Origin of the sequence: Paenibacillus sp. S-12, from assembly GCF_030363895.1 — a bacterium.
GTDB classification, from domain to species: Bacteria; Bacillota; Bacilli; order Paenibacillales; family Paenibacillaceae; genus Paenibacillus_B; species Paenibacillus_B alvei.
The window spans coordinates 15,898-37,578 of sequence record NZ_JASIUF010000014.1 but is presented as its reverse complement, the minus strand read 5'-3'; the positions used below and the strand labels follow the sequence as shown (position 1 = coordinate 37,578).

Below are 21,681 nucleotides of genomic sequence, written 5' to 3'. Positions count from 1 at the left end.
TCGATTTGGATTAGTAAAAATAGGAAGATCGTATTAGAATAGAGTTCCAACATGAATTGACATTATTAACCATATGATGCTAAGGTTATAATATCGCTTCATGATTGTAAAAGAGGTGTCGCGCTTATGATCCTTACCGTCTCCTTTGGCAGACAGAGCCGTGATTGGTTCGACATCGATGTAGCGGATGATTGCACAGGGGTGCAGCTCAAGGCCATTCTCGGGTTGAAGCTATTCGGTGAACCGCCTAAAAATCATATGCAATATATATTGGAGGTCAAGCAACCAGAAGGGCTGTGGATTACTGTTCCTGAACAGGTGCGATTGCTGGAGGCGGGTGTCCGTGAAGGCGCGTATATCCGTGTGCAGCGAGCATTTTCCACGACGAATGAGGCAATCCCATCGTATGGAAGTCGTTCCTTGTTCCAACTCGATGAAATGGATGATCAAGCAGAATCGTGAGAAGAGGAACGAGACGAGGAGTTGTTCGATGTGAATGTAATGTATCAGAGATCGCCTCGAATCAAGCCGGAACTGCCTGAGGAGAAGCTTGAAATATTGCGTCCTCCTGCAGAACCGTCGAGACCGACGTTCTCTATAGTTACCATCATTATTCCGATTGTAATGACATTGGTCAGCATCGGTTTTTACATATATATGTCTATGTCAGGCAAGATGGGCAGCAGCAATTATATGATGTTTCAAATGATAACCATCTCTATGATGCTTATGTCCTATACGTTGCCTTTCTTTCTATATCTAAGCAACAAAAAGGCCTACCAACGCAAAAAGGAAGAACGAAGTCGGATGTACATGGCTCAACTAGAGAAGCACCGACTCGAACTTGAAGCGAAGCAGGAAGAACAACGAGCGGCTATGCAAGCGATTCATGGTGATCCGGATGTGTGCTACCAAATTGTGAAAAATCGTAATAGTAGCCTGTGGGAGCGCGGGCCGACCGACGATGATTTTATGGAAGTCCGCATTGGCACCGGAGAAGTGCCTTTTTATATGCCCATACTTACCCCTAGAATTGATGGATATGAGAAGGATCCGCTCATTGATGCAGCTCACAAGCTTGAACAAGACTTTCGTACTGTCGAAGCGGCTCCCATTACTTTGCCGTTGTATGATTCCAAGGTAATAGGTATTGTCGGCGATAAGGCTGCGGTAATGGATGCGGTGCGTATTGTGATTGCCCAGCTAACGACTAAGCATTCACCTGATGAAGTGAAACTCGCTGCCCTCTATGATGAACGCGATGCGGATGACTGGAGCTGGCTAAGATGGCTGCCGCATACATGGAATGATGAGCGGACTGTCCGCTACTTGGCGGATCGGCGAAGCATGGTGCATCAACTGGCAGATCAACTCTACGGTATTTTGAATCGTCGCAAGAGCTTCCAGACAAGTGGAAAGAAGAAAAAGGCGCTTCCGATCTATGTTGTGCTGCTGCCCGACAGTTTACTGATAGAGGAAGAGCCGTTATACCCAATTCTATTGGAAGAAGCAGGCCGTGTGGATAGCTGCACCATTGTACTGTCCGATCGCAAGGAACGGCTTCCAATGCAATGCCGGCTAATTGTAGAGGTGGGCGCTGGAGCGGGAGTGTCAACGCAAAAAACGGATCAGGAAGGAATTATACAGCAATCTTTTCATATGGATCATTTGTCAGATGACAAAATTGACACGCTGGCTCGTTATATGGCGCCAATCCGGTTGAAGCGCTCGGCTGCCACGGATTTACCTCCTGTTTTAACCTTGTTCGATATGTTTGGGGTTGAACAAGCTGAGCAGTTGGAACTGGCGAAACATTGGAATCAGAATCGATATCCAGATACGCTGCCTGTACCTGTCGGTGTTCGTGCCGGCGGGAAGCTTGTTTCCTTAAATCTGCATGACAAGATTGAACGGAAGGGCCATGGTCCGCATGGTCTAATCGCAGGGACGACGGGCTCGGGCAAAAGTGAAGTTATTCAGTCATTGATTGCTTCTCTTGCTGCTAACTACCACCCTCATGATGTTGTATTCCTACTGATTGATTATAAGGGCGGTGGGATGTCTAATATATTTGGGAAGCTTCCGCATGTTGTGGGTACCATTACGAATTTGGACGATAACCTGATTGAACGTGCGAAGGTGTCGTTGCGTGCTGAGCTCATACGTAGACAGCGCGTATTGAATGATGCTGGAAATATGCAGCATATCGATGAATACTACAAGTCGTCACTACGGCATCAAAAGCCGCTGCCGCATTTAATGATTATTATCGATGAATTCGCTCAGCTTAAGAAAGATCAGCCTGAATTCATGGATGAGCTTATCAGTATTGCGGCAATAGGCCGCACGCTAGGAGTTCATTTGTTACTCGCTACCCAGAAGCCGGCGGGTGTGGTAGATGAGAAAATATGGAGTAATACACGATTCCGCATCTGCTTGCGTGTGCAAAGTGAAGGTGACAGCCGGGATATGTTGAAAATTCCTAACGCTGCTTGGATTACACATCCTGGGCGCGGCTACTTCCAGGTTGGAAGTGATGAAGTATTCGAAGAACTGCAATTTGCTTGGAGTGGAGCTCCTTATTTAGTCAAGCCTAAAGAAGGGCGTCCGCTGCGCATTGAAGTGAGCGAGGTTCGCCTTAACGGGAAGAGAGAGCCGCTCCTTCATAGTGATACCTTATCATCCGCTTATGAAGAAGAGGAGCCGAAGAAGCAGCTTCAAGCATTCATTGAGCTGGCTGTGGAGGCGGCAGATCGAGAGGGAATTGCTAGGCTTCAGGGTCCTTGGCTCGCACCTCTGCCTCATGAACTGGAGTTAAGCGAATTGTACAAACAACCGGGGGCGTTAGATGTTGTTGGCGATGGAACACAGGGATTACAGCCTGTCGTCGGCCTATTGGATGATGTAATGAACCAGCGGCAGGAACCGCTTGGCATTGACTTGGATCATGAGCATTGGGCTGTATACGGCATGCCGGGAACTGGGAAGACGACCTTCGTTCAGACACTCCTCATGTCTCTTGCCCGACAATACGATCCAGAGACTTGGCACGGTTATGTTGTGGACACGGGGCGAATGATGAATGATTATGCAGCCCTTCCTCATATCGGGGCAGTCATTGCGGGTGACGATGAAGATCGAATAAAGAGACTGTTCCGTTATTTGCAAGCGATGGTCACGGAACGAATGGAATTGCTGTCTCAAGCTGGTATGAAGACGATTGCTTCGTATCGGCAGGTGACGAAGAAGGCTGTGCCGAATATTGTTATAGTCATTGACGGTTACTTAAACTTCCGTACCTCCTATCCGGATGAAAATGAGCGCCTTGAATATCTCCTTCGAGAAGGAGGAAGTTTGGCTATTACTTTTGTAATTACAGCCAACCGTGTAACCGACATTTTTGACAAGTATAGAAGCAATATTTCGAATGCTGTATCGTACGAATTGGCTGATCCGAGCGATTATTATTTTGCTGTCGGAAGGCCGACCAGAGCTTTAGGAGGGCTTCAGGCCGGACGTGGCCTTGTAAAGTGGAAGGGAGCGCCTGTTGAGTTCCAAACGGCATACCCTGCTGAAGGACAGAGCGATGTGGATCGGGTACAGGAGCTGCGTTCACAAATACGGATGTTGGAGAAAGCATGGCAAGGGACTGCTGCTCCACTGATACGAAGCCTTCCAGAGAGAATTCGACTAAGTGATCTGTTGAAGCTGAACGAAGAGAACCTGGAAGACAGCAGCGCGGAGCTTCTCCAAGCAGAGCGGTGGCATCCTGTTCCGGTCGGTGTTAGTACCGATGATTTGGAACCGTATTTAATTAACTTGAAGGAAGGCCCGCACTTCATCGTGGCTAGTCCTATGGAATGTGGCAAAACGACGTTCTTAATCAGTTGGATGTTGTCCTTAGCTTATTACATGTCTCCTGAACAGTTGCATATCTATGCAATCGATGTACGTTATGGGGATAATGGAATTGCTTCCTTGAAAGATCTGCCTCATGTAAGAGAAATCGTAACAGAGGAAGAGCGAATTCCTGGATTTGTCCAACATGTATATAGTGAAGTGACGACTCGGAGCAAGGACGGTGGCTATCCGTTAATACTGCTAGTAATGGATGATGCGGATATGCTGTGCAAGCAACTGACCGACTACACGGTGAAGGATCAACTGTCTGCTATCGTCCGTCAAGGAAGGGACAGAGGGGTACATATGGTGTTAGCTGGCGTACCATCTGATTTTCCGACATTCGGCGTTGATTGGTTCAATGATGTTCGGGCTTCGCAAGCCGGTTTTTTATTTGGATCGATTGATGCGAATGATCTGTCTTTTTTCCGTATTCCGATCTCGGAGTCCCAAACTTCGAGCTTAAATGGGTCTAAAGTTCTCCCTCCAGGGCAAGGTTATTTTGTAAAGCGGAAATTTGTGAAAATAAAGACGGTTGTACCGTACGATGAAAAATGGACTCCGGCCGCATGGACAACACAGATAAGCAGGCGTTGGAAAGTGCGGGTCTGATGGGGGGTGGAAACATTGATGACAAGCAATGAGCCGCATCAGCAAGCTCATGATGGCAGAAGCGGTATTGAGCTTAGCAAAAAAGAACTGTATTTTCTAGCCGGCATTATTGGGTCGGATCGCTTGCTGGGGGTCGAGGATCCATTCCGCGGATACTTGACAGAGGAAATTACAGAAGAATGGAACAAAGTCAAAGCATCGCTTCTGCGTAAAGGTTATTTGACCGAAGCTCCAGGCGGCGTAGAGCTTGGGATACCATCACACGTATATTCGACTGTAGCTGTGACGGGATTGGCGAATCGCTCTTGCTGGGTTCGCTTCCTTGATACAGTCGCTGAGCCTGGTCGCAAGGAATATGAAGGGTATTTTCACTTTACGGATGACTTGACTATAGAACGAGTACAGGCTCAGGAACAAGCGGATATGTACTACTTTCTTGAATATGGTTCGACGAATGAAGCATGTTCTGTCATTGTGAATCGGATGCATTGGGCCGAGCAGGATGAGAGCGATATAACGGCTGTTATGCTGTCTAAGAGGCACTTTCACAAGCTATATGAACAAGCAAATGAACTAACCGTTGAACAAATGGTCAGCCAGCTTATGACCTTCGATGGGGAGGAAGAGGGAGCAGTTGCGCTTGCGCATTCTCTGAAGCATCGGACAGCATCTGGTGAGATGTTATTTCTCGTATGGAATGAGAAGACGTGGGATGTGCAGGGAGCTGCGTTTCTTGTCGGAGGAGCTCGAAATTGGCTCATACGGCAGAGTTCTAAGGGAGATGAGGATTGGTTAACTGCAACTTTAACAACGAAGGAACAGCTGGAGAGTATGTTAATCGATTGGAATCGCCAGCATTCTATGGAGGAAGGAAGGTGATATCGTGCGCATTATCGTTACGCCGGATGCGCTTCGTGAGGGGAGCCGTCAGCTGCAGGCAACAGCGGAGCAATTGGAAGCTATTCAATCGTCATTGGAACGGTCTCTTCAATCAATAGAGTGGGAGGCATCTATTAAGACTGCTGTCGAAGAGAAATGGCAGCAGGCTGCACGGTTATCTGCTCAAATACATACGCTTTTGTACGAATTAAGCAAGCAGCTTCAATCCAAGGCTGATCAGTTCCAAACGGCTGATCAGCAAGCGCACCCGATACTGGGTCAAGCTTACCAGATCGGTTCGGCGGCGTCACTATATTCAACGATCGGGATTGGGGGGGCATCGTTAATTATCCCTGCTGTAGGGACTCAGGTAGGAGCCATATCGAATCCGAATGCGGTTGTGCGAGCAATTGGTAAGCAAGAGGATAAGGGATCAGGATGGAACTGGAAGCCTACGGTTCCTGAAATGTATGGTTATGGGAAAGATGGTTATCGCATGATGAATATGGCGAAGAGCGGGTTCAATGTCAATGTGCGTGGAGATGGCTATGCGACCATCAGTGGGGCGAGATCCAAGTTCGCGCTGTCTGAGGGGATACAGGGAACGAGATATGCGGCATCTAATGCAGCGAATCATACGAATGTATGGAAATTCGTAGATCCGGCAGTTGCAGCGAAAGAGTCGCTATCCATTAAAGGCTGGAGTGCGAAGCTTGGATATGCAGGGCTGGCATATGATACAGGAACGGCAGTTATGACTGATTATGACAAAGGAGGCCCAAGTCGTGCTGCAGCTAGTGCAGTCGTAAATGGCTCGATTGGAGTCGGCACGATGGCAGCAAGCGCAGCAGTGGGCGCTTGGGTCGGATCAGTCGTTCCTGTTGCAGGCACAATTGTTGGTGCAGGAGTAGGCCTTGCGACTGGAGCAGCGATCTCCATGGTTACAGAGGTCACGATTAATGGCAAATCGATCAAGACCCATGCGGTGGATGCCGTAGATACTGTAGTGGATACTGTGTCTGATACCGTTACAAGTGGAACGAAAACAGCTACTGAAGCTGTTCAGGAAGGGGTTAAAGCGGTGAAAAGCGGTGCGACAAAGGCAGCCGGCAAAGTTGTAAACAAGGTAACCAATATGTTCGGAAGTGCCAGTGCAGGCAAGTTGCTTCCTAGCTGATGCTCCAATAGGTTTAACAGACGGTTTTAATTTGTGACATAAGCACTATACAACAATGATGCTGGACAGGTTTTTCGGAACAGCACCCGACCCTATATGTGTGTATTGTTTTTAATATAAGCTCAACGCATCAGTTCTGAAATTACACAAAGGTTTAGGAATGCAGGAGTAGAAAGGGAAGGATGAATGATGGAGAATCAAGTCGGGCAACAACATGTTGCGAAGGAAGAGAATGAATTGCTTCCGCTCGGCTCTGTAGTGCTGCTGCGTGAAGGAAGTAAGAAATTAGTGATTTACGGCCGCAAGCAGCTTCAGGTGACTACGAATCGGTTGTTCGATTATTTGGGCGTTGTGTATCCAGAGGGATATATTGACGAGAATTACTCTTACTTGTTCAATCATGAAGATATAGAAGTGATTGCTCATGTTGGCTATACCAATGAAGAAGAAGAGCAGTTTCAGCTTGTTCTCCAACGTGTGCCGTTGGCTCCAGAGTCCTCTTTATAGATTTGGGACCGGAGACTCTTTTAATAGGGCGGTAGAATTCATGTACAATTGTGGGCAGATAGATTTGAAATATTTACTTTTCATTCAATTGTCTACCAAAGGGAGGAATCATCATGGCAGGCCGCATATTAATTACACCGGAACAGGTTGATCAAGTAGCAAATCAATTTAAGCAAGGTGGAGACCAGAGCCAACAAATCGTAGCGTCTCTTACTCAGTCGATCCAAGGCATGGAGGGTCAATGGGAAGGGATGACGAAGCAGCGCTTCTTCCAGGAATTCCAGGAGGCAAGCAAGCAGATGCAATCATTCGTACAGACTCTAAATACGATTAGTGAAGAGCTGAAGGCGATCGCACAGAAGTTTCGCACTGTCGACGAACAGCGGTAATTATTTATCTCTTAATATTAAATACGAAGAGGAAGCCGGGCGTTGGAAATACTCCCGGTTTTTCTTACATCATATCGAAGATCATCCGGGAGGATAGGAAACAATGTCATTTCAGCCACAACCAGGAGATACGATCATTATTCACGATACAGAATATCGGTTCGGAGAACATCCGGCAGCTCCTGGACTCGTCTACGCGCAGGCAGGCAGACAAGGTGTCATCTATCAGCTTCTCCCACCCCAAGGAAATGCTGCAGAGGCGAAGGCGTTAAAAGTATTCAACCCGAAGTATCGTGTCCCTTCTATGGTATATCAGTCCGAGCTGCTAGAGTCCTATAGTGAGTTGACAGGGTTAAAGGTGTGCAGTCGGAGCGTATTAACCCCTGAGAAAAACGGAGGACTGATCCACAAACATACGGACTTGCTATATGCAGTGGCAATGCCGTGGATTTATGGTCCTACTTGGTTGGATATCGTCGCAGAACGCAAAATGCTGACACGCCAGCAGAGCTTGCTCATGGCCAAATCCCTGGCTCGTATATGCTCTGGTATGGAGCAGAGGGGGTTAGCACATTGTGATTTGTCTGCGCCGAACATCATGCTTCCTTTTTTCTCGGAAGTTAAGCAGAGCGCGAATGCCTCACCGATACAATTGGTTGATGTAGAGCAGTTGTACAGTCCCAAGCTGGATCGTCCAGACGTCCTATTCAGTGGTTCTCCAGGATATGCTGCACATCGAACGCTTCTAAGCGGCATGTGGAGCGCTTATGCGGATCGGTTCGCGGGCAGTATCCTGCTGGCAGAAATGCTGGGATGGTCGTCTGCGCAAATTGTGCAGAAATCATGGGGAGAAAGCTATTTCGATCAGCGTGAGATGCAAACATCATGTGATCGGTACGAGGTATTGAAGCGTGAATTGCAGGAGCTCTATGGGAATAAAGTCGCGGAGCTGCTGACCCGCGCTTGGGAAAGCCAAGATTTAAGCAGCTGTCCGACCTTCGGCGAGTGGCTGGTTGTTCTTAATGGAATTGATGAAGAGAAACAGATGGCGATTGATGCTCCGCTTCATGTTCAACATAAGGAAGGTAAGGATGCTCTATCGAATTCTGAACATTCAAAACCGATGATAGCCGACTCGGAAAACGCAGTACATTTTGCTGTACAAACGGAAAAAGACGAAATAGCTGCTGCTTCTGCATGTGATGAAGCAGATCCTGATATCGTGAATCGATTATTCCGCCAAGCCAGAGAGCTGGAAGGGCGCAGTCAGTTGCAAGGTGCGTTGGAAGTATATCGTTCCGCTCATCATTTTGTTGTGGACGGAAGCCCCATGCAAATCGAATTGACTGCTGCCATCGCTGACTTAGAGCATAAGCTTGCTGCGGAAGTGCAACAAAAGTCAGGAAGTAAGGGGAAGTTTAGTAAACGTGCGATTTCTATCATTTGTATCGCTTCAGCGGTATTGATCATTGGATGCGGTGCCGTTGTGGCAAGCATGATGAATGCAAATGCTGCTACGAAGGCGGCGGAAGAGCAGGCGCTTCTCGATGCGAAGCAGCTAGAAATGCAGAATCAGCAGTTGAAGGCGGAAGAGGAACGGAAGCAAAAGGAAGAGCAACAGAAGCAAGAGGAAGCTAAACGGCTGCGTGAGGAGGAACAGCGCAAGCAGGAGGAGCAAAAGCGAAAAGCGGAAGCACAGCGTGCGAAGCAGTTGGAAGCACAGAAGAAGAAGGAAGCAGCTGAGAAGGCGGCAGAACGCAAACGTCTCCAAGCCAAGTATGATCAGCAAATGCAATATGAGAAGTATCTAGCATGGAAGAAGCAGCGGGACGAACAGCTCCGTATCGAACAGGCACGTGAACAGGGACGTCAACAGGAACGTAAGCGGCTGGAAGCAGAACAGGCTGCGAAGAAGGCTGCTGAGCTTAAGAAGGTTCGCAACCGAGATGTTGTTCTGCTGATAGCATCCTACAATAAAACATATAATGCGATCAAGCAGGACAATATGAAAAATGCAAAAACCTATGCCTTAGAGTTCGTAGAGCGTTACGAAAAGGATCCAAATTTTTTCAAGAATGTCGGGAAAGTCGGAACAAGAGCAGCACATATATATAAATTCTTGCAAGATACAAGCTATAAAATACCGGATATTTAATTCGGAACATAGAGTGTTATGAATACACGATATGAGGTGAACTGGACGAATGAACTACACGATACAGGCTTCACAGCGAACACCTGCACTTCTCATATATTTAATAGATATTAGTGCCTCTATGAACATGACGATGGCTGGAAAAAGGCGTATTGATGTGGTGTATGACGCATTATCTCAGGCTATTCGTCAGATGGTGTTCCGTTCAACGAAAGGCCATAGGCTGACACCTCGCTATCGGATAGCCATCTTAGCATACAGTGATGATGTGTATGATGTATTGAATGGAATTAAAGGAATTGATGAGATTGCAAGTATGGGAGCATTGCCGGATTTGACTCCGGTTCGCTTTTCGGATGCGGCCAAGGCATTTCTGCAAGCGGAAAGATTGCTGGAGGCAGAGCTGCCTTATATGCAGGATTGCCCGGCTCCTCTCATCTGTCATATGACAGATGGAGTTGCTACAGGCGATGATCCGGCGCCTATCGCAAAACGAATTATGCAGATGGGCGTTCCGGATGGAAATGTTCTTATTGAAAATATTTTTATAACGGATTATATGCTGGATACACCGATTGAGGAGCCGCGACGGTGGAAAGGGATATTGCATGATACGGTGCTAACGGATGAGCATGCGCAGAAGCTTCGCAGCATGTCATCGGTCTTGCCGGAAAGTTATCGCGAAATGTTGGTGGAGGCGGATTATCATCTTGCTCAAGGTGCCTACATGATGCTGCCAGGCAATTGTCCGGAACTAGTGTCGATTGGCTTCCAAATGTCTGCCGCTACCCCTGTTCGTTAATCGCTTTTGAAACTAACGGCAGCCCTTGCCTAGATGATACATAGAAGTCGGAATGTAATCCGGCACGCAACAAAAGAAGTTCAAAGTTCCTCAATACATATACAGCTTGGAATGTGAGGGAAAGGCAAGGTGAATCCGCATGAGTCTGACATCCTATCACTTTACATCTAACCAGCAGGTGGATCAGCCTTTAACGACGATTGTGCAATCGCCTTTTCGCTGCCGTTTCGCCTACGCTAAAGCGGGTGAAACGGCGCTTTATAAAGAGAATAATCAAGATTTTTTAGCTTTTCGCATTGATGAAAATGCGCTCAGCTTTATCATGTGTGATGGAGTTAGCTTGAGCTATCGGGGAGATTTTGCCGCGCACTTTCTAGGAACTCATCTCCTGAATTGGATTTCTGCTACTGGCCATGCAGAGCGGAATGAAGCTTCTTTCCATGAATATCTTCATTCTTTACGTGAATGTGCCGCCGAACAGATGTCGCGCTTAACGGTTCCATCGGATCTTCCATTGCTGCTGCGAGATGTGCTTGAGGATAAAAAAAGGATTGGCAGTGAAACGATGTTCATTTGTGGTCGGGTTGACGTCTTTAATGGCATACATCCGTACCATCGCATTTGGCTAGCTTGGCATGGAGATGTAAGGCTTCGCTTATGGCAGCACGGACAGGAGAGCGGCGAGTTTCTCGGAGGGTCAAACTCGACCAGACAGCGTTGGTCAGCTGCTCGCGGTTTGATTGGCGGGCGAGCATGTACTTGGCAGCAGCAGGCGGAAGGTCGAATTCCATCTCGGCTGTTGGTGTATACGGATGGTTTTTCGGATCTGGATGACAGGCAAGAGCCACCGAAGGATGAGCAGATGCGTCGCAAACTTGAGCATACGAATGGTGAATGGCTAGGGGATGATGCCTCATTCCTTGATATTATCTGGTAAGTTGGCAAAAAAATGTTGGATTGAGACAAGATAACGATGCTGTATGCTCATTCGTAAGGTATAATCGTAGCATAGATAAATTGAAGCTGTGTCTTCCTTTTTGAACATATTAGAAGCCTAGAGAAATATCAGCATACAACATGGGGAAGACAATTGAGCTGAGAAAGGTTGCAACATGAAGAGAAAACATGCAGATCGCTACGATTGGAAACGGATCTTGTCCAAGCAGTTCGCGCTTACTCAAGTCGATTCTTCAGATTTTACAGGATACATCTCCCTTATTAAAATCAATTCGGTAAGGCAGCCGCTTGTCGTAACTATGGATGGAAAGAGATTAAAGCTAGTTGATGTAGGATATTGTTGGATGCAATATTTCCCTTTGGATGAGCATTATTCGATAACTACGGTATTTAATGAACGGGGACAGGTTGTCCAGTGGTATGTAGATATTTGTGAGCCGTTTGCACTGGATGAACGCGGCATACCGTATTTTGTCGATTTATACTTGGACGTTGTTCTGCTGCCGACGGGACATGTTTTTTTGCTGGACGAGGATGAATTAGAAGAGGCATTAGAATGGGGACGGATATCCCATGATCAATATCGTATTGCAGTGAACGAGGCATCACGACTCTTTCATGAGGTGAAAGAGCACTCGTTGATAGGGCGCAGCAAAGATGATTATATAATGATGCTGCAATTGCTAGAGAAATGATAAGAAGACTGAGAATCAGTCTTCTTTGTTTTATTTCAGGGAGTGCTCCAGCCCTTATATTTCACAAGTTGAAACTTTTTCCACAGTTAAAGCGTCTAAACAATGTACCACGTTAGATGGTGGAGATTCCCTTTCTTTAATTGATGTAATCGCTCACAATCTCAGTTTTACGTTGCTCAACTCACGTTCACGTTGCACAAGTAGAAAGTTAGAGAGTAGGGACATGAATACAATAATTTCCATGTGCGATAAAGGAAAGGGTGGGGCTTGTATTGTTTCCAGTCGTTTATTCAACTTTATGTGAGCAAGCACTCAGGACATGGATAGCAGAAAATTATAGCATAGGGACAGTTCAGCGCGTTACATATACGCACTATGACTTTGACCTATGTGGATACGGCTAAAGGGCCTATGATATAGCTGAATTCCGCTTGGCACGAGAAGTGCGCTTGAACCGCGATTCAGAAAATTGTCCTTACTGTGGAATGCATTCCTAGAAGGGTATCAGTCCATACGTCCGTTAAGCGCAGACGATATTCGAGCGGTTCCCCTATTTGTTGCAGCGCGTCAATTGTGGCTGATGGCCCTATGCCTCCACGATTTACAAATTGTCGGCAGCATAGATTCAGGCGACGATTTTATTGATGAGAAGATGGACTATTTCAACTCATTGCCTGTTGAACTTATAGGCAATATATAGGTAGTATGGTAAACAAGCATGACATGCTTGGCAGGAGGGACAACATGAATGTAAGAAAGCTGCCTAGAGAGCAGAAGGAAAAATGGATTGAGGATTTGAAGCAATATTTCGAAAATGAGCGGGGAGAATCTCTTGGAATGTTTGAGGCAGAGGAGCTTGTTGATTATTTGCTGCAAATATTCGAACCTTACTTGTACAATCAGGCAATAGAGGATGCTCGCACAATGATTGAACAGCGCATGGCTGGCATTGAAGAGGATCTTTATGCGATGAAAAAGTCGGTTGCTAAGGATCGAAGATAGCGACATGCCGTTTACATTTGCACATCCGCTGTATGCTGTTCCAGCAAATCGAAGCGTGTTGCACCGCGTTTCTTGAGTGCGATAGGACTTGTACTTGGCAGGCAGGCGCCTGATTTTGAATATTTTATTCTGCTTGAGCCGTAGTGATCCTGGGCAGTTGTTTAATATGGAGGGGATTCGATTGCACATTCGGAAGGCGATTGCAGGTGATGCACCTGGTATTGCGCGTGTTCATGTTGACAGTTGGCGCACAACCTACCAAGGGATTGTATCCGATACCTATCTATCAGGCTTATCTGTACAAGCGAGACAGACGATGTGGGAGCATGCGATTTCACAATTGACAGCAGATAAATGTATCTTTGTTGTCCAACAAAAGTCTGGTGAAATTATTGGATTTGCCATGGGAGGGCCTAGCCGAAGCGAGCAGTTCCCGAATCGCTCGGAATTATATGCGCTTTATTTATTGTCGTCGGTACAATGTCAAGGAATCGGGAAAATGCTCATATCTCATGTTATGCGATATATGAAGTTATGCGGATATATAAGCATGCTGGCGTGGGTGCTGAAGGGGAATAGCGCCCTTCAATTTTATCGCCGTACGGGAGCCGTAATCGTTGGTGAGGATGATATTGAGATAGGTGGCGAAACTCACACAGAAATCGCTATGGAATGGGCGCAGTTATCGATTTCATAATCAGTCGTTACTTATTGAGTTCTTAATACTAATCCTTTATTTCTAGGCACTTAAGCCGAGTTCTTTCTTATCTTATTTCTAATCAAAAGCAGGTGATAGGCTTTGATATCAACCATTCACTATCAATTGAGACAATTGGAAGGATCGACAGCATTGTATGCCTACGGTACAGAGGCATGCGAAAAACAAGGACTGTTTGAAGTCGATTTTGTGGAGTATGAGCGAATGTGCCAGAAAGGGCTAGTTCCTTCTATTGAGGAAACGGTATATTTAATTCGCAAGAGTGAGCATGACCCTAACTTCTACGGTGGAATTCGGGTGTTTTTTCATTTATACAAGCATTATTTACAACATGGCGCATATGCCGAGGAGTATGGTCAGATGGTGTAAGCTTGTCATTTGAAAGTAAATGAGTGAGTCGTGTTGGTTCATAAAGTTTGATAGGTGAGAGTGTATGGTAAAGAGGAGGACAAATGTGTTGAAAGTTCACATTACAGCATCGAAAACGCAAGATATTCCGTTAGAACTGCTACTACTGGCAGATCCCGAGGAGGCTGCCGTTAATCAATACCTAGATCACAGCATTGGATATACCCTTACAATTGATGGAGAGGTTATCGGAGCTGTGCTGCTTCTGCCGACGCGCCCACATACACTTGAGCTTGTCAATGTGGCTGTATATGAAGCATGGCATGGACGCGGCTATGGCAAGCAGCTCGTTTTGCATGCCATTCAAAGTGCACGCGAGCTGGGTTATCGAGTGATGGAGGTCGGTACAGGGAACTCCAGCCTGTCCCAGCTAGGCCTATATCAAAAATGCGGCTTTCGAATTTGCGGAATTGATACCGATTTCTTCGTCATCCATTATGATGAACCAATCGAAGAGAACGGAATTCCCTGTGTGGATATGATACGACTTCGTTTGCTCTTGTAAACGTGTACTATAATGGATATATAGATATATCCTTACGTTGAGAAGAGTGGGAGCGTGCTGCATATGAATCGATTTACGGATGAGGAAATTCGAAGCATTCGGAGACAGGCGATGGCCATTGAGCGAGAAGGCAAATTGCCGGAACAACTGTTGCAATGGATATACGACCGGGGATTGTTCAAACTGTTCATTCCCTCTGAATTACAGGGGAATATGACATCGCTTCCAGAAGCGTTGCAATGGTTCGAGCATACGTCATGGATTAATGGCAGCTTCGGCTGGCTGGTCACGATTGGTTCTGGCGGAGGCTTCTTTGCCCCATTTATGAAGCTAGAGGTAGCGAAGGAAGCTTATATGAGGAAGGATGCAGTTGTAGCTGGTTCGGGGCATCCAAGCGGTACGGCTGAGAAGGTGAATGGAGGATATCGGGTGAATGGGTGCTGGAAGTTCTGCAGCGGCTCGACCTATGCGACCGTATTTACAGCCAACTGCGTGGTGGAAGAGCGTAATGCTGCGAGCGCTATAAAGGATACGGCAGCAGAGCCGGTTATTCGGTCGTTCGTATTTCGGCCGGATCAAGTCGAGATCGTGAAAGATTGGAATGCATTTGGATTGAAGGCTACGGAAAGTCATTCGATTGTAGTGCACGATCTATTTGTTCCTGATGAACGAACCTTTAGCATCATGGAGCCAAATGGGCTCTATGATGATCCGATATATGACTATCCGTTCTTGCCGTTTGCAGAAGCGTCTTTTGCTGCCGTAAGCATCGGTGTTGCCAAGCACTTCCTCGATGAGGCGCGAGATATTGCGGAACGAAACCGTAACGTTTGGATGAATGCTACTGTGAATCGATATGTGTATGTTATGGATAAAATTAGCGCTCAGAACGATATTCTGACGGAAGCTGCAAATGTATTCTATCAGGCCATTGAGCAATCGTGGAGCCGGCACATTGGTGGCCAACAGCTATCAGAATCAGATATACAGGATGTGTCGCAGCGCTGTAAGGAGGCTGGACAAGCTGCCTTATCTTCTGCAAATGCAATCTTCCCATACTTGGGCATTCATGCAGTAATGGAGGATGCAACTATTAATCAAATTTATCGCGACTTGCAGACTGTATGTCACCATTCCTTATTAGTGAAATTCGATTAAGTTTCAGGTGTAAAAAGAAAAAGAGGCAAAGCGGAGAAAGAAGGGGGACACCCATCCGAATTCTCTACTTTGCCTTTTTTATATTGTTGCGGGGTATAGGATCAGCGCTTATACCAGATGGCAGGCCACAAAATGTCCTGGCTTCGCTTCGCGGAATTCAGGGACTGCAGCGGCACATCGTTCTGTTGCTGCAGGGCATCTAGTACGGAAATGGCACCCGCTTGGCGGGTTAATCGGGCTTGGCAGTTCACCGCTTAATACAATCCGTTCCTTCTGAGCTTCGATATCAGGATCGGGCACAGGAATGGCTGACATGAGCGCTTGTGTGTAAGGATGAAGCGGCTCTGAGTAGAGCGTGTTGCTGTCCGTCAGCTCAACCATTTTGCCCAAATACATGACGGCAACACGATCGCTAATATGCTTGACCATGGATAAATCATGGGCAATGAATAAATAGGTGAGCCCGAATCTAGTCTGCAGATCCTTCAGCAGGTTGACGACTTGGGCCTGAATGGATACATCCAGCGCTGAAATCGGTTCATCACAAATAATGAGCTTGGGATCAACGGCAAGTGCACGGGCAATACCGATGCGCTGACGCTGCCCTCCAGAAAATTCATGCGGATAACGTGTAGCATGATCAGGATTCAAGCCGACAAGGTCAAGAAGCTCCTCGATTCGCTTCTTCTTCTCGGCACGGCTAGATGCAAGCTTATGAATTTCAATTGCCTCTCCGATAATATCAGAGATTGTGAGGCGCGGATTAAGTGAAGCGTACGGATCCTGGAAGATCATCTGCATCTCACGGCGCATGGCCGCCATCTGCTTGCGCTTCAGACTATAAATATTGGTCCCATTGTAGATTGTACGACCGCCTGTCGGTTCGTAAAGACGTAAAACAGTTCGTCCAACTGTAGACTTCCCACAGCCAGACTCCCCAACCATACCGAGTGTTTCACCCTTATGAATGGTGAAGCTTACATCGTTCACTGCTTTCAGAACATTGCCGCGGCCCAAATGAAAGTACTTCTTCAGTCCTTGTACCTCTAATAATGTTTCTCTGCTCATCTTGCCACCTCCTGTGCCAGTGGATGCAGAAGCCAGCAGTTCGCCTGATGCGAATCACTTACATTCGTTTTCTCTGGATCAGAGCTCATGCAGATCTCCATTACATCATTGCAGCGTGCGCAAAACCCGCATCCGGCAGGCGGCTTAATCAAATCTGGCGGAGTTCCATAGATCGGGATAAGAGGCTCATCCTTCTTCTGATCAAGTCGAGGCAACGAACGCAGCAATCCTTTTGTATATGGATGCTGTGGATTTTTGAAAATATCCCATTTCGTCCCGGTCTCAACGATTTTTCCTGCATACATAACAATGACACGGTCGCATAAATCAGCTACGATACCCAGATCATGAGTGATTAAAATAATCGATGTCCCCATTTCCTGCTGCAGTTGCTTCATGACGCGCAAAATTTGTGCCTGTATTGTCACGTCAAGCGCCGTTGTCGGTTCGTCGGCGATAAGCAGGGATGGGTTACAAGCAAGTGCGATTGCAATCATGGCGCGCTGGCGCATTCCGCCCGAGAACTCATGCGGATACTGCTGGAAACGGGAAGCGGGATTCGGAATTCCGACCATGGACAGCATCTCGATAGCACGCGTCTTTGCCTGTGCAGAGCTCATTTTCTGATGCTTCGTTAATACCTCCGTAATTTGCCGGCCAATCGTCATCGTTGGATTGAGTGAAGTCATCGGATCCTGGAAAATCATGCCGATGTCTTTGCCGCGAATTGATTGCATCTCTCGTTCTTTCAGCTTTAGCAGATTATTGCCTTTGAAACGAATTTCGCCCTGCTTGACCTTGCTAGGTGGGCTTGGCAGCAGACGCAATATCGACTGTGCCGTTACACTCTTGCCGCATCCAGATTCGCCTACGATGGCCACAGCCTCGCCTTGATTTACATGAAAATTGACGCCGCGTACTGCCTTCACCTCGCCGCCGCGAACGTGGAAAGAGACGTGAAGGTCGTTGATTTCCAATAATGGCTTCATATTCGTCATCCTCCTCGTCTACTTTTTCATTTTCGGATCGAGTGCATCACGCAGTCCGTCGCCGAACATGTTGAATGCAAGCATCGTTAAGCTGATGAAGAATGCAGGAAATGCAATACGCCAAGGATATACGGTCATCGCCTTCAATGCATCGCTAATCATCGTTCCCCACGAAGCAGCAGGGGATTGTACGCCAAGCCCAAGGAAGCTAAGAACTGCTTCGCCAAAGATAGAGACAGGAATTGCTAGCGTGAGTGTTACGATGATTGGGCCGAGTGAATTGGGAATCAAATGACGGAACAAGATCCGAGCTCCAGATGCCCCAAGGGAACGGGAGGCAAGGACGAACTCTTGATTTTTGAGCTGCATCATTTGCCCGCGTACAATCCAGGCCATATTGATCCATCCGGTGAAGCATAATGCAAGAATAATAACGCCAAGACTTGGCTCAAAAACAACAACAAGCAGAATCGCTACAAGAAGATCAGGAAGTGTAAATATAATTTCGGATGCTTTGTTCATGAAGTCATCAAGTTTGCCGCCAACATACCCCATAATACCGCCATAAATAACGCCAATAATGAGGTTGATGCAGGCAGCCGAAAAACCGACGATGAGCGAAATTCGTGCCCCCATCCATGTACGGGCGAACATGTCGCGGCCGAGATCGTCCGTGCCGAACCAATGCTCTGAGGAAGGTGGCAAGTTTGTTTTGTCTAAGTAATTCGTCTCGTAGTCATATGAAGTTAACATTGGTCCAATGACAGCCATAATAATGAGAAGAACAAGAATAACGAGACCTGTCATCGCGGCCCAATTGCTGCGTAATCGAAGCCATGAGTCGCGCCAGGCGGAAATACTTTCACGTTCAATCGCCTCCGCCGCATGTTCGTCGATGTTCGCTTTTTTGAATTGCTCAGGCTTGATAGAGGTCTGCTGCAATGGATTTTGTTTATTGTATGTAATCATGCCGCTTTCTCCTTTCCTTTGACAAGCTTAATGCGAGGATCAATAAAACCGTATGCCAAGTCAGTAAGGAAACGAGCCAGCATCAATATAACGCCATAGAACATGGTGATGCCCATAATAAGAGAATAATCACGGTTCGTAATACTGATTACGAATACTTTGCCAAGTCCTCCGATTCCAAAAATGTGCTCGATGATAAATGACCCGGTCACGACACCTGCAGTGAGCGGCCCAAGATAAGTGACGACTGGCAATATGCCGTTACGAAGAATATGTCGGCGTACGATGACTCCGGCAGTCAGTCCCTTGGACTTGGCGGTCTTAATATAATCGGAATGCAGAACTTCCAGCATACTGGAGCGGGTCAATCTGGCGATGAAGGCAATAGGCAGAGCGGATAATGCAATGGTTGGCATAATATAGGTAAGCGGCCCACTCAGACCAAAGACAGGCAGAAGCTTAAGCTTCACGCCGAGCACATATTGCATAAATGAGGCAAGAACAAAGCTCGGAACGGACACGCCAATAACGGCAAGCACCATAGAAAAGGTGTCAATTAATTTACGGTGCCGCATCGATGCAGCAATTCCAAGTCCAATTCCAATGATGACGGCCACAATTAATGCGCAAATGCCAAGCTTAAGTGAATAGGGGAAGGAATCGCGAATGGCCTGGATAACCTCACGATCCTGCATTTTCATAGAGATACCAAGATCGCCATGCGCCAACTTGTTCAAATACACAAAATATTGCTCGTAAACGGGTTTATCGAGTCCATATTGTTCGAGCAGCCGAGCCCGAATCTCTGGCGGGACTGCTTTTTCCGACATAAAAGGATCGCCTGGTACTGCCTTCATCAACAAAAAGGTGAGCGTAGCCAGAACCCATAGGGATATAATGAGATACATTAGCTTGGTAAGGACATAGCGAATCACATTCCACCAGCCTCCTGAAGAATAATTTCAACCGATAATGGTAAAGTCGGGATACATATGAACGAAGTCCGCATATGCACCCCGACTATTTACATGCTCATTGACATGATAGATTCATTAGTGTTCTGCCAGATGGCCGCGAGTGAAGTTCATTTGTCCTTGGTAGTCGATAAATACATTCTTAACATACGGCTTCTGCAATTGAACGCTTGTATAATAGAAAATCGGCATGATGGCCATATCCTCTGCAATCAGCTTCTTCTCAGCCTGCTTCATCAATTCCATTCGAGCTTTTGGATCTGTGGAAGCCTTCGCATCCTTCACCAGTTTATCGAATTCAGGATTGCTGTATCCGATATCGTTGTTGCCGCTGCCTGTCATATACAGATCGATAAATGACATAGGATCATTATAGTCGGTTGTCCAGCCGGCGCGAGCTACTTGATAGTTCAATGCTGTACGGTTTTTCAGGAATACGCCCCACTCCTGGTTTTCAACCTTTACTTTGATACCAAGCGTGTTTTTCCACATATTCGCGATAGCTATAGCAACTTTCTTATGCATTTCATTCGTATTGTGGGCGAGCGTGAATTCAGGCATTTCGGTCAGGCCGGACTCTTTTAAGCCTTTTGCAAGCAGAGTCTTTGCTTCTGCGGCATCTTCCTTGAAGTACGCACTGTCATCTGTTTCATTGCGATATTCAGCGTCTAACCCAGCAATACCTTTAGCAACTATACCGAATGCAGGCGTTTGACCAGCAAGCGTGACTTTGTCAACGATTTGCTTACGATCGATAGCCATGGCAAGTGCCTTGCGGATATTGACATTGTCGAATGGCTTTTGCTTATTGTTGAACAGGTAATAGTACGTGGAAGCATAGCCTTTAATATGAAGCTCATCTGGCTTCGATTCCTTCAGCATCGCAATTTGGTCAACAGGAATTTCACCTGTTGGCTGGCCAGCTATTTCGAGTGCTCCTGTTTCATACATGCTCACTTCTGTAGCAGGATCTTCTACCATCGTCATTTGAACTTTTGTGAATTTGATTTCATCTTTTGCATAGTAATTTTCGTTTTTAACAAGCTCGAGCGAGTTTTGGTGCTTCCAGTCAGAAATTTTGAATGGGCCATTGGAAATGATTGTGTTCGCTTCAGAAGCCCATTTTGAATTGCGATCGTCTGTGTGGACGGGGAAGTAGGATTGGAAGGAAAGCAAGCTTAAGAAGTAAGCAGTTGGTGTTGTCAATTCAACTTCCAACGTGTATTCGTCAAGTGCTTTAACGGCTACGCTATTCGGATCTGTGGATTTCTTTTTGTGGTAATCTTCTGCGCCTTTGATGTAATACAGCTGATAAGCATATGGCGGAGCCGGCTGCATCGTCGGATCAAGCACGCGTTTCCATGATTTTTCAAAATCTTTCGCAGTAACAGGGTCGCCGTTCGACCATTTGGCGTCTTTGCGGAGATGGAAGGTATACTTCTTCTTCGCTGCATCTTCCTCCCATTTTTCTGCAATGCCCGGAATGGCTTTTCCGTGTTCGTCCATTCGTGTGAGCCCCTCATAAATGTGGCTCAATATTTGGAACGAAGTCGTGTCCTGAGACGTTCCTGGATCAAGAGAAGGAGGTTCGCTCTTCAGGTTGAAGCGGAAGGTCTGATCCGCAGCGAGTGCCTCGTCCTTGTTTTCTTCTTTTTTCTCGCCTGTCCCACTGTCTCCAGAATTCTGAGTTTCGCTTGGCTTGGACTCAGGGGCAGGAGTGCTGCTGCTTCCGCAAGCGCTTACAAACGCGCTTATTGCCAGCAAAAGCGTCAACATAAGCATCATGGATCTACGTTTCATGCGTGTACAGTTCCCCT

The 21,681-nt window shown here is 46.7% G+C and carries 21 protein-coding genes; 16 read left to right on the top strand and 5 right to left on the bottom strand.

Going from position 1 to position 21,681, the window contains the following annotated elements:
- Positions 1 to 126 precede the first annotated feature (126 nt).
- From NO352_RS13710 to NO352_RS13635, 16 genes are all read left to right on the top strand, one after another.
- Entirely contained in the window at positions 127 to 462 is a 336-nt protein-coding gene (locus tag NO352_RS13710) for a hypothetical protein (protein WP_289355904.1), read from the top strand.
- Positions 463 to 492: 30 nt separating this feature from the next.
- Complete coding sequence (gene essC, locus NO352_RS13705) at positions 493 to 4,512, top strand: type VII secretion protein EssC (protein WP_289355903.1); 4,020 nt, start codon at positions 493 to 495, stop codon at positions 4,510 to 4,512.
- An 18-nt stretch (positions 4,513 to 4,530) separates the two neighbouring features.
- Positions 4,531 to 5,391 carry a hypothetical protein gene (locus NO352_RS13700; protein ID WP_005546509.1) on the top strand — a complete coding sequence of 287 codons (861 nt, stop codon included), beginning with the start codon at positions 4,531 to 4,533 and terminating at the stop codon, positions 5,389 to 5,391.
- A gap of 4 nt (positions 5,392 to 5,395) precedes the next feature.
- On the top strand, positions 5,396 to 6,568 hold the full coding sequence (locus NO352_RS13695; protein WP_289355901.1) for a WXG100 family type VII secretion target: 1,173 nt from the start codon (positions 5,396 to 5,398) through the stop codon (positions 6,566 to 6,568).
- A gap of 189 nt (positions 6,569 to 6,757) precedes the next feature.
- Entirely contained in the window at positions 6,758 to 7,075 is a 318-nt protein-coding gene (locus NO352_RS13690; protein ID WP_005546513.1) for a DUF4176 domain-containing protein, read from the top strand.
- A 113-nt stretch (positions 7,076 to 7,188) separates the two neighbouring features.
- Positions 7,189 to 7,464, top strand: a complete 276-nt coding sequence (locus NO352_RS13685) for a WXG100 family type VII secretion target (RefSeq protein ID WP_005546515.1) — start codon at positions 7,189 to 7,191, stop codon at positions 7,462 to 7,464.
- A gap of 103 nt (positions 7,465 to 7,567) precedes the next feature.
- The gene (locus NO352_RS13680; RefSeq protein WP_289355900.1) at positions 7,568 to 9,619 is read left to right on the top strand and encodes a serine/threonine-protein kinase; all 2,052 of its coding nucleotides are present in this window, start codon (positions 7,568 to 7,570) and stop codon (positions 9,617 to 9,619) included.
- Between the two features lie 49 nt (positions 9,620 to 9,668).
- Entirely contained in the window at positions 9,669 to 10,421 is a 753-nt protein-coding gene (locus NO352_RS13675; RefSeq protein ID WP_005546518.1) for a vWA domain-containing protein, read from the top strand.
- Between the two features lie 139 nt (positions 10,422 to 10,560).
- Entirely contained in the window at positions 10,561 to 11,358 is a 798-nt protein-coding gene (locus tag NO352_RS13670; protein WP_268619938.1) for a hypothetical protein, read from the top strand.
- Between the two features lie 175 nt (positions 11,359 to 11,533).
- Positions 11,534 to 12,073 carry a DUF402 domain-containing protein gene (locus NO352_RS13665; protein ID WP_005546525.1) on the top strand — a complete coding sequence of 180 codons (540 nt, stop codon included), beginning with the start codon at positions 11,534 to 11,536 and terminating at the stop codon, positions 12,071 to 12,073.
- 469 nt (positions 12,074 to 12,542) lie between these two features.
- Positions 12,543 to 12,773: a hypothetical protein gene (locus NO352_RS13660; protein WP_157266793.1), complete on the top strand. Its 231-nt coding sequence runs from the start codon at positions 12,543 to 12,545 to the stop codon at positions 12,771 to 12,773.
- Between the two features lie 44 nt (positions 12,774 to 12,817).
- Positions 12,818 to 13,075 carry a DUF2164 domain-containing protein gene (locus tag NO352_RS13655; protein WP_289355899.1) on the top strand — a complete coding sequence of 86 codons (258 nt, stop codon included), beginning with the start codon at positions 12,818 to 12,820 and terminating at the stop codon, positions 13,073 to 13,075.
- Between the two features lie 181 nt (positions 13,076 to 13,256).
- Positions 13,257 to 13,772, top strand: a complete 516-nt coding sequence (locus NO352_RS13650) for a GNAT family N-acetyltransferase (protein WP_289355898.1) — start codon at positions 13,257 to 13,259, stop codon at positions 13,770 to 13,772.
- A 102-nt stretch (positions 13,773 to 13,874) separates the two neighbouring features.
- Positions 13,875 to 14,162, top strand: coding sequence for a hypothetical protein (locus NO352_RS13645; protein ID WP_289355897.1), 288 nt, complete (start codon positions 13,875 to 13,877; stop codon positions 14,160 to 14,162).
- A gap of 85 nt (positions 14,163 to 14,247) precedes the next feature.
- Positions 14,248 to 14,706, top strand: coding sequence for a GNAT family N-acetyltransferase (locus tag NO352_RS13640; protein ID WP_483311836.1), 459 nt, complete (start codon positions 14,248 to 14,250; stop codon positions 14,704 to 14,706).
- A 63-nt stretch (positions 14,707 to 14,769) separates the two neighbouring features.
- Positions 14,770 to 15,864: an acyl-CoA dehydrogenase family protein gene (locus NO352_RS13635; protein WP_289355895.1), complete on the top strand. Its 1,095-nt coding sequence runs from the start codon at positions 14,770 to 14,772 to the stop codon at positions 15,862 to 15,864.
- 108 nt (positions 15,865 to 15,972) lie between these two features.
- Here the strand turns inward: NO352_RS13635 and NO352_RS13630 are convergent, their stop codons facing one another.
- From NO352_RS13630 to NO352_RS13610, 5 genes are all read right to left on the bottom strand, one after another.
- Positions 15,973 to 16,932, bottom strand: a complete 960-nt coding sequence (locus tag NO352_RS13630) for an ABC transporter ATP-binding protein (RefSeq protein ID WP_268599727.1) — start codon at positions 16,930 to 16,932, stop codon at positions 15,973 to 15,975.
- A complete protein-coding gene (locus NO352_RS13625; RefSeq protein ID WP_005546534.1) occupies positions 16,929 to 17,921 on the bottom strand; it encodes an ABC transporter ATP-binding protein in 993 nt (330 codons plus the stop codon). Before NO352_RS13625 ends, NO352_RS13630 begins: the two co-directional genes overlap by 4 nt.
- 18 nt (positions 17,922 to 17,939) lie before the next feature.
- Positions 17,940 to 18,890, bottom strand: coding sequence for an ABC transporter permease (locus NO352_RS13620; protein ID WP_289355894.1), 951 nt, complete (start codon positions 18,888 to 18,890; stop codon positions 17,940 to 17,942).
- Positions 18,887 to 19,825, bottom strand: coding sequence for an ABC transporter permease (locus NO352_RS13615; protein WP_005546538.1), 939 nt, complete (start codon positions 19,823 to 19,825; stop codon positions 18,887 to 18,889). The genes NO352_RS13620 and NO352_RS13615 overlap by 4 nt, the downstream gene beginning before the upstream one ends.
- Positions 19,826 to 19,942: 117 nt before the next feature.
- Positions 19,943 to 21,664 carry a peptide ABC transporter substrate-binding protein gene (locus tag NO352_RS13610; RefSeq protein WP_005546540.1) on the bottom strand — a complete coding sequence of 574 codons (1,722 nt, stop codon included), beginning with the start codon at positions 21,662 to 21,664 and terminating at the stop codon, positions 19,943 to 19,945.
- Positions 21,665 to 21,681: the final 17 nt, after the last annotated feature.

Coding starts and splice junctions, on each gene's coding strand:
- NO352_RS13630 (WP_268599727.1), bottom strand. CDS start 16,932: ATGAGCAGAGAAACATTATTAGAGGTACAAGGACTGAAGAAGTACTTT.
- NO352_RS13685 (WP_005546515.1), top strand. CDS start 7,189: ATGGCAGGCCGCATATTAATTACACCGGAACAGGTTGATCAAGTAGCA.
- NO352_RS13700 (WP_005546509.1), top strand. CDS start 4,531: ATGACAAGCAATGAGCCGCATCAGCAAGCTCATGATGGCAGAAGCGGT.
- NO352_RS13710 (WP_289355904.1), top strand. CDS start 127: ATGATCCTTACCGTCTCCTTTGGCAGACAGAGCCGTGATTGGTTCGAC.
- NO352_RS13625 (WP_005546534.1), bottom strand. CDS start 17,921: ATGAAGCCATTATTGGAAATCAACGACCTTCACGTCTCTTTCCACGTT.
- NO352_RS13620 (WP_289355894.1), bottom strand. CDS start 18,890: ATGATTACATACAATAAACAAAATCCATTGCAGCAGACCTCTATCAAG.
- NO352_RS13675 (WP_005546518.1), top strand. CDS start 9,669: ATGAACTACACGATACAGGCTTCACAGCGAACACCTGCACTTCTCATA.
- NO352_RS13655 (WP_289355899.1), top strand. CDS start 12,818: ATGAATGTAAGAAAGCTGCCTAGAGAGCAGAAGGAAAAATGGATTGAG.
- NO352_RS13635 (WP_289355895.1), top strand. CDS start 14,770: ATGAATCGATTTACGGATGAGGAAATTCGAAGCATTCGGAGACAGGCG.
- NO352_RS13670 (WP_268619938.1), top strand. CDS start 10,561: ATGAGTCTGACATCCTATCACTTTACATCTAACCAGCAGGTGGATCAG.
- NO352_RS13665 (WP_005546525.1), top strand. CDS start 11,534: ATGAAGAGAAAACATGCAGATCGCTACGATTGGAAACGGATCTTGTCC.
- NO352_RS13610 (WP_005546540.1), bottom strand. CDS start 21,664: ATGAAACGTAGATCCATGATGCTTATGTTGACGCTTTTGCTGGCAATA.
- NO352_RS13690 (WP_005546513.1), top strand. CDS start 6,758: ATGGAGAATCAAGTCGGGCAACAACATGTTGCGAAGGAAGAGAATGAA.
- NO352_RS13680 (WP_289355900.1), top strand. CDS start 7,568: ATGTCATTTCAGCCACAACCAGGAGATACGATCATTATTCACGATACA.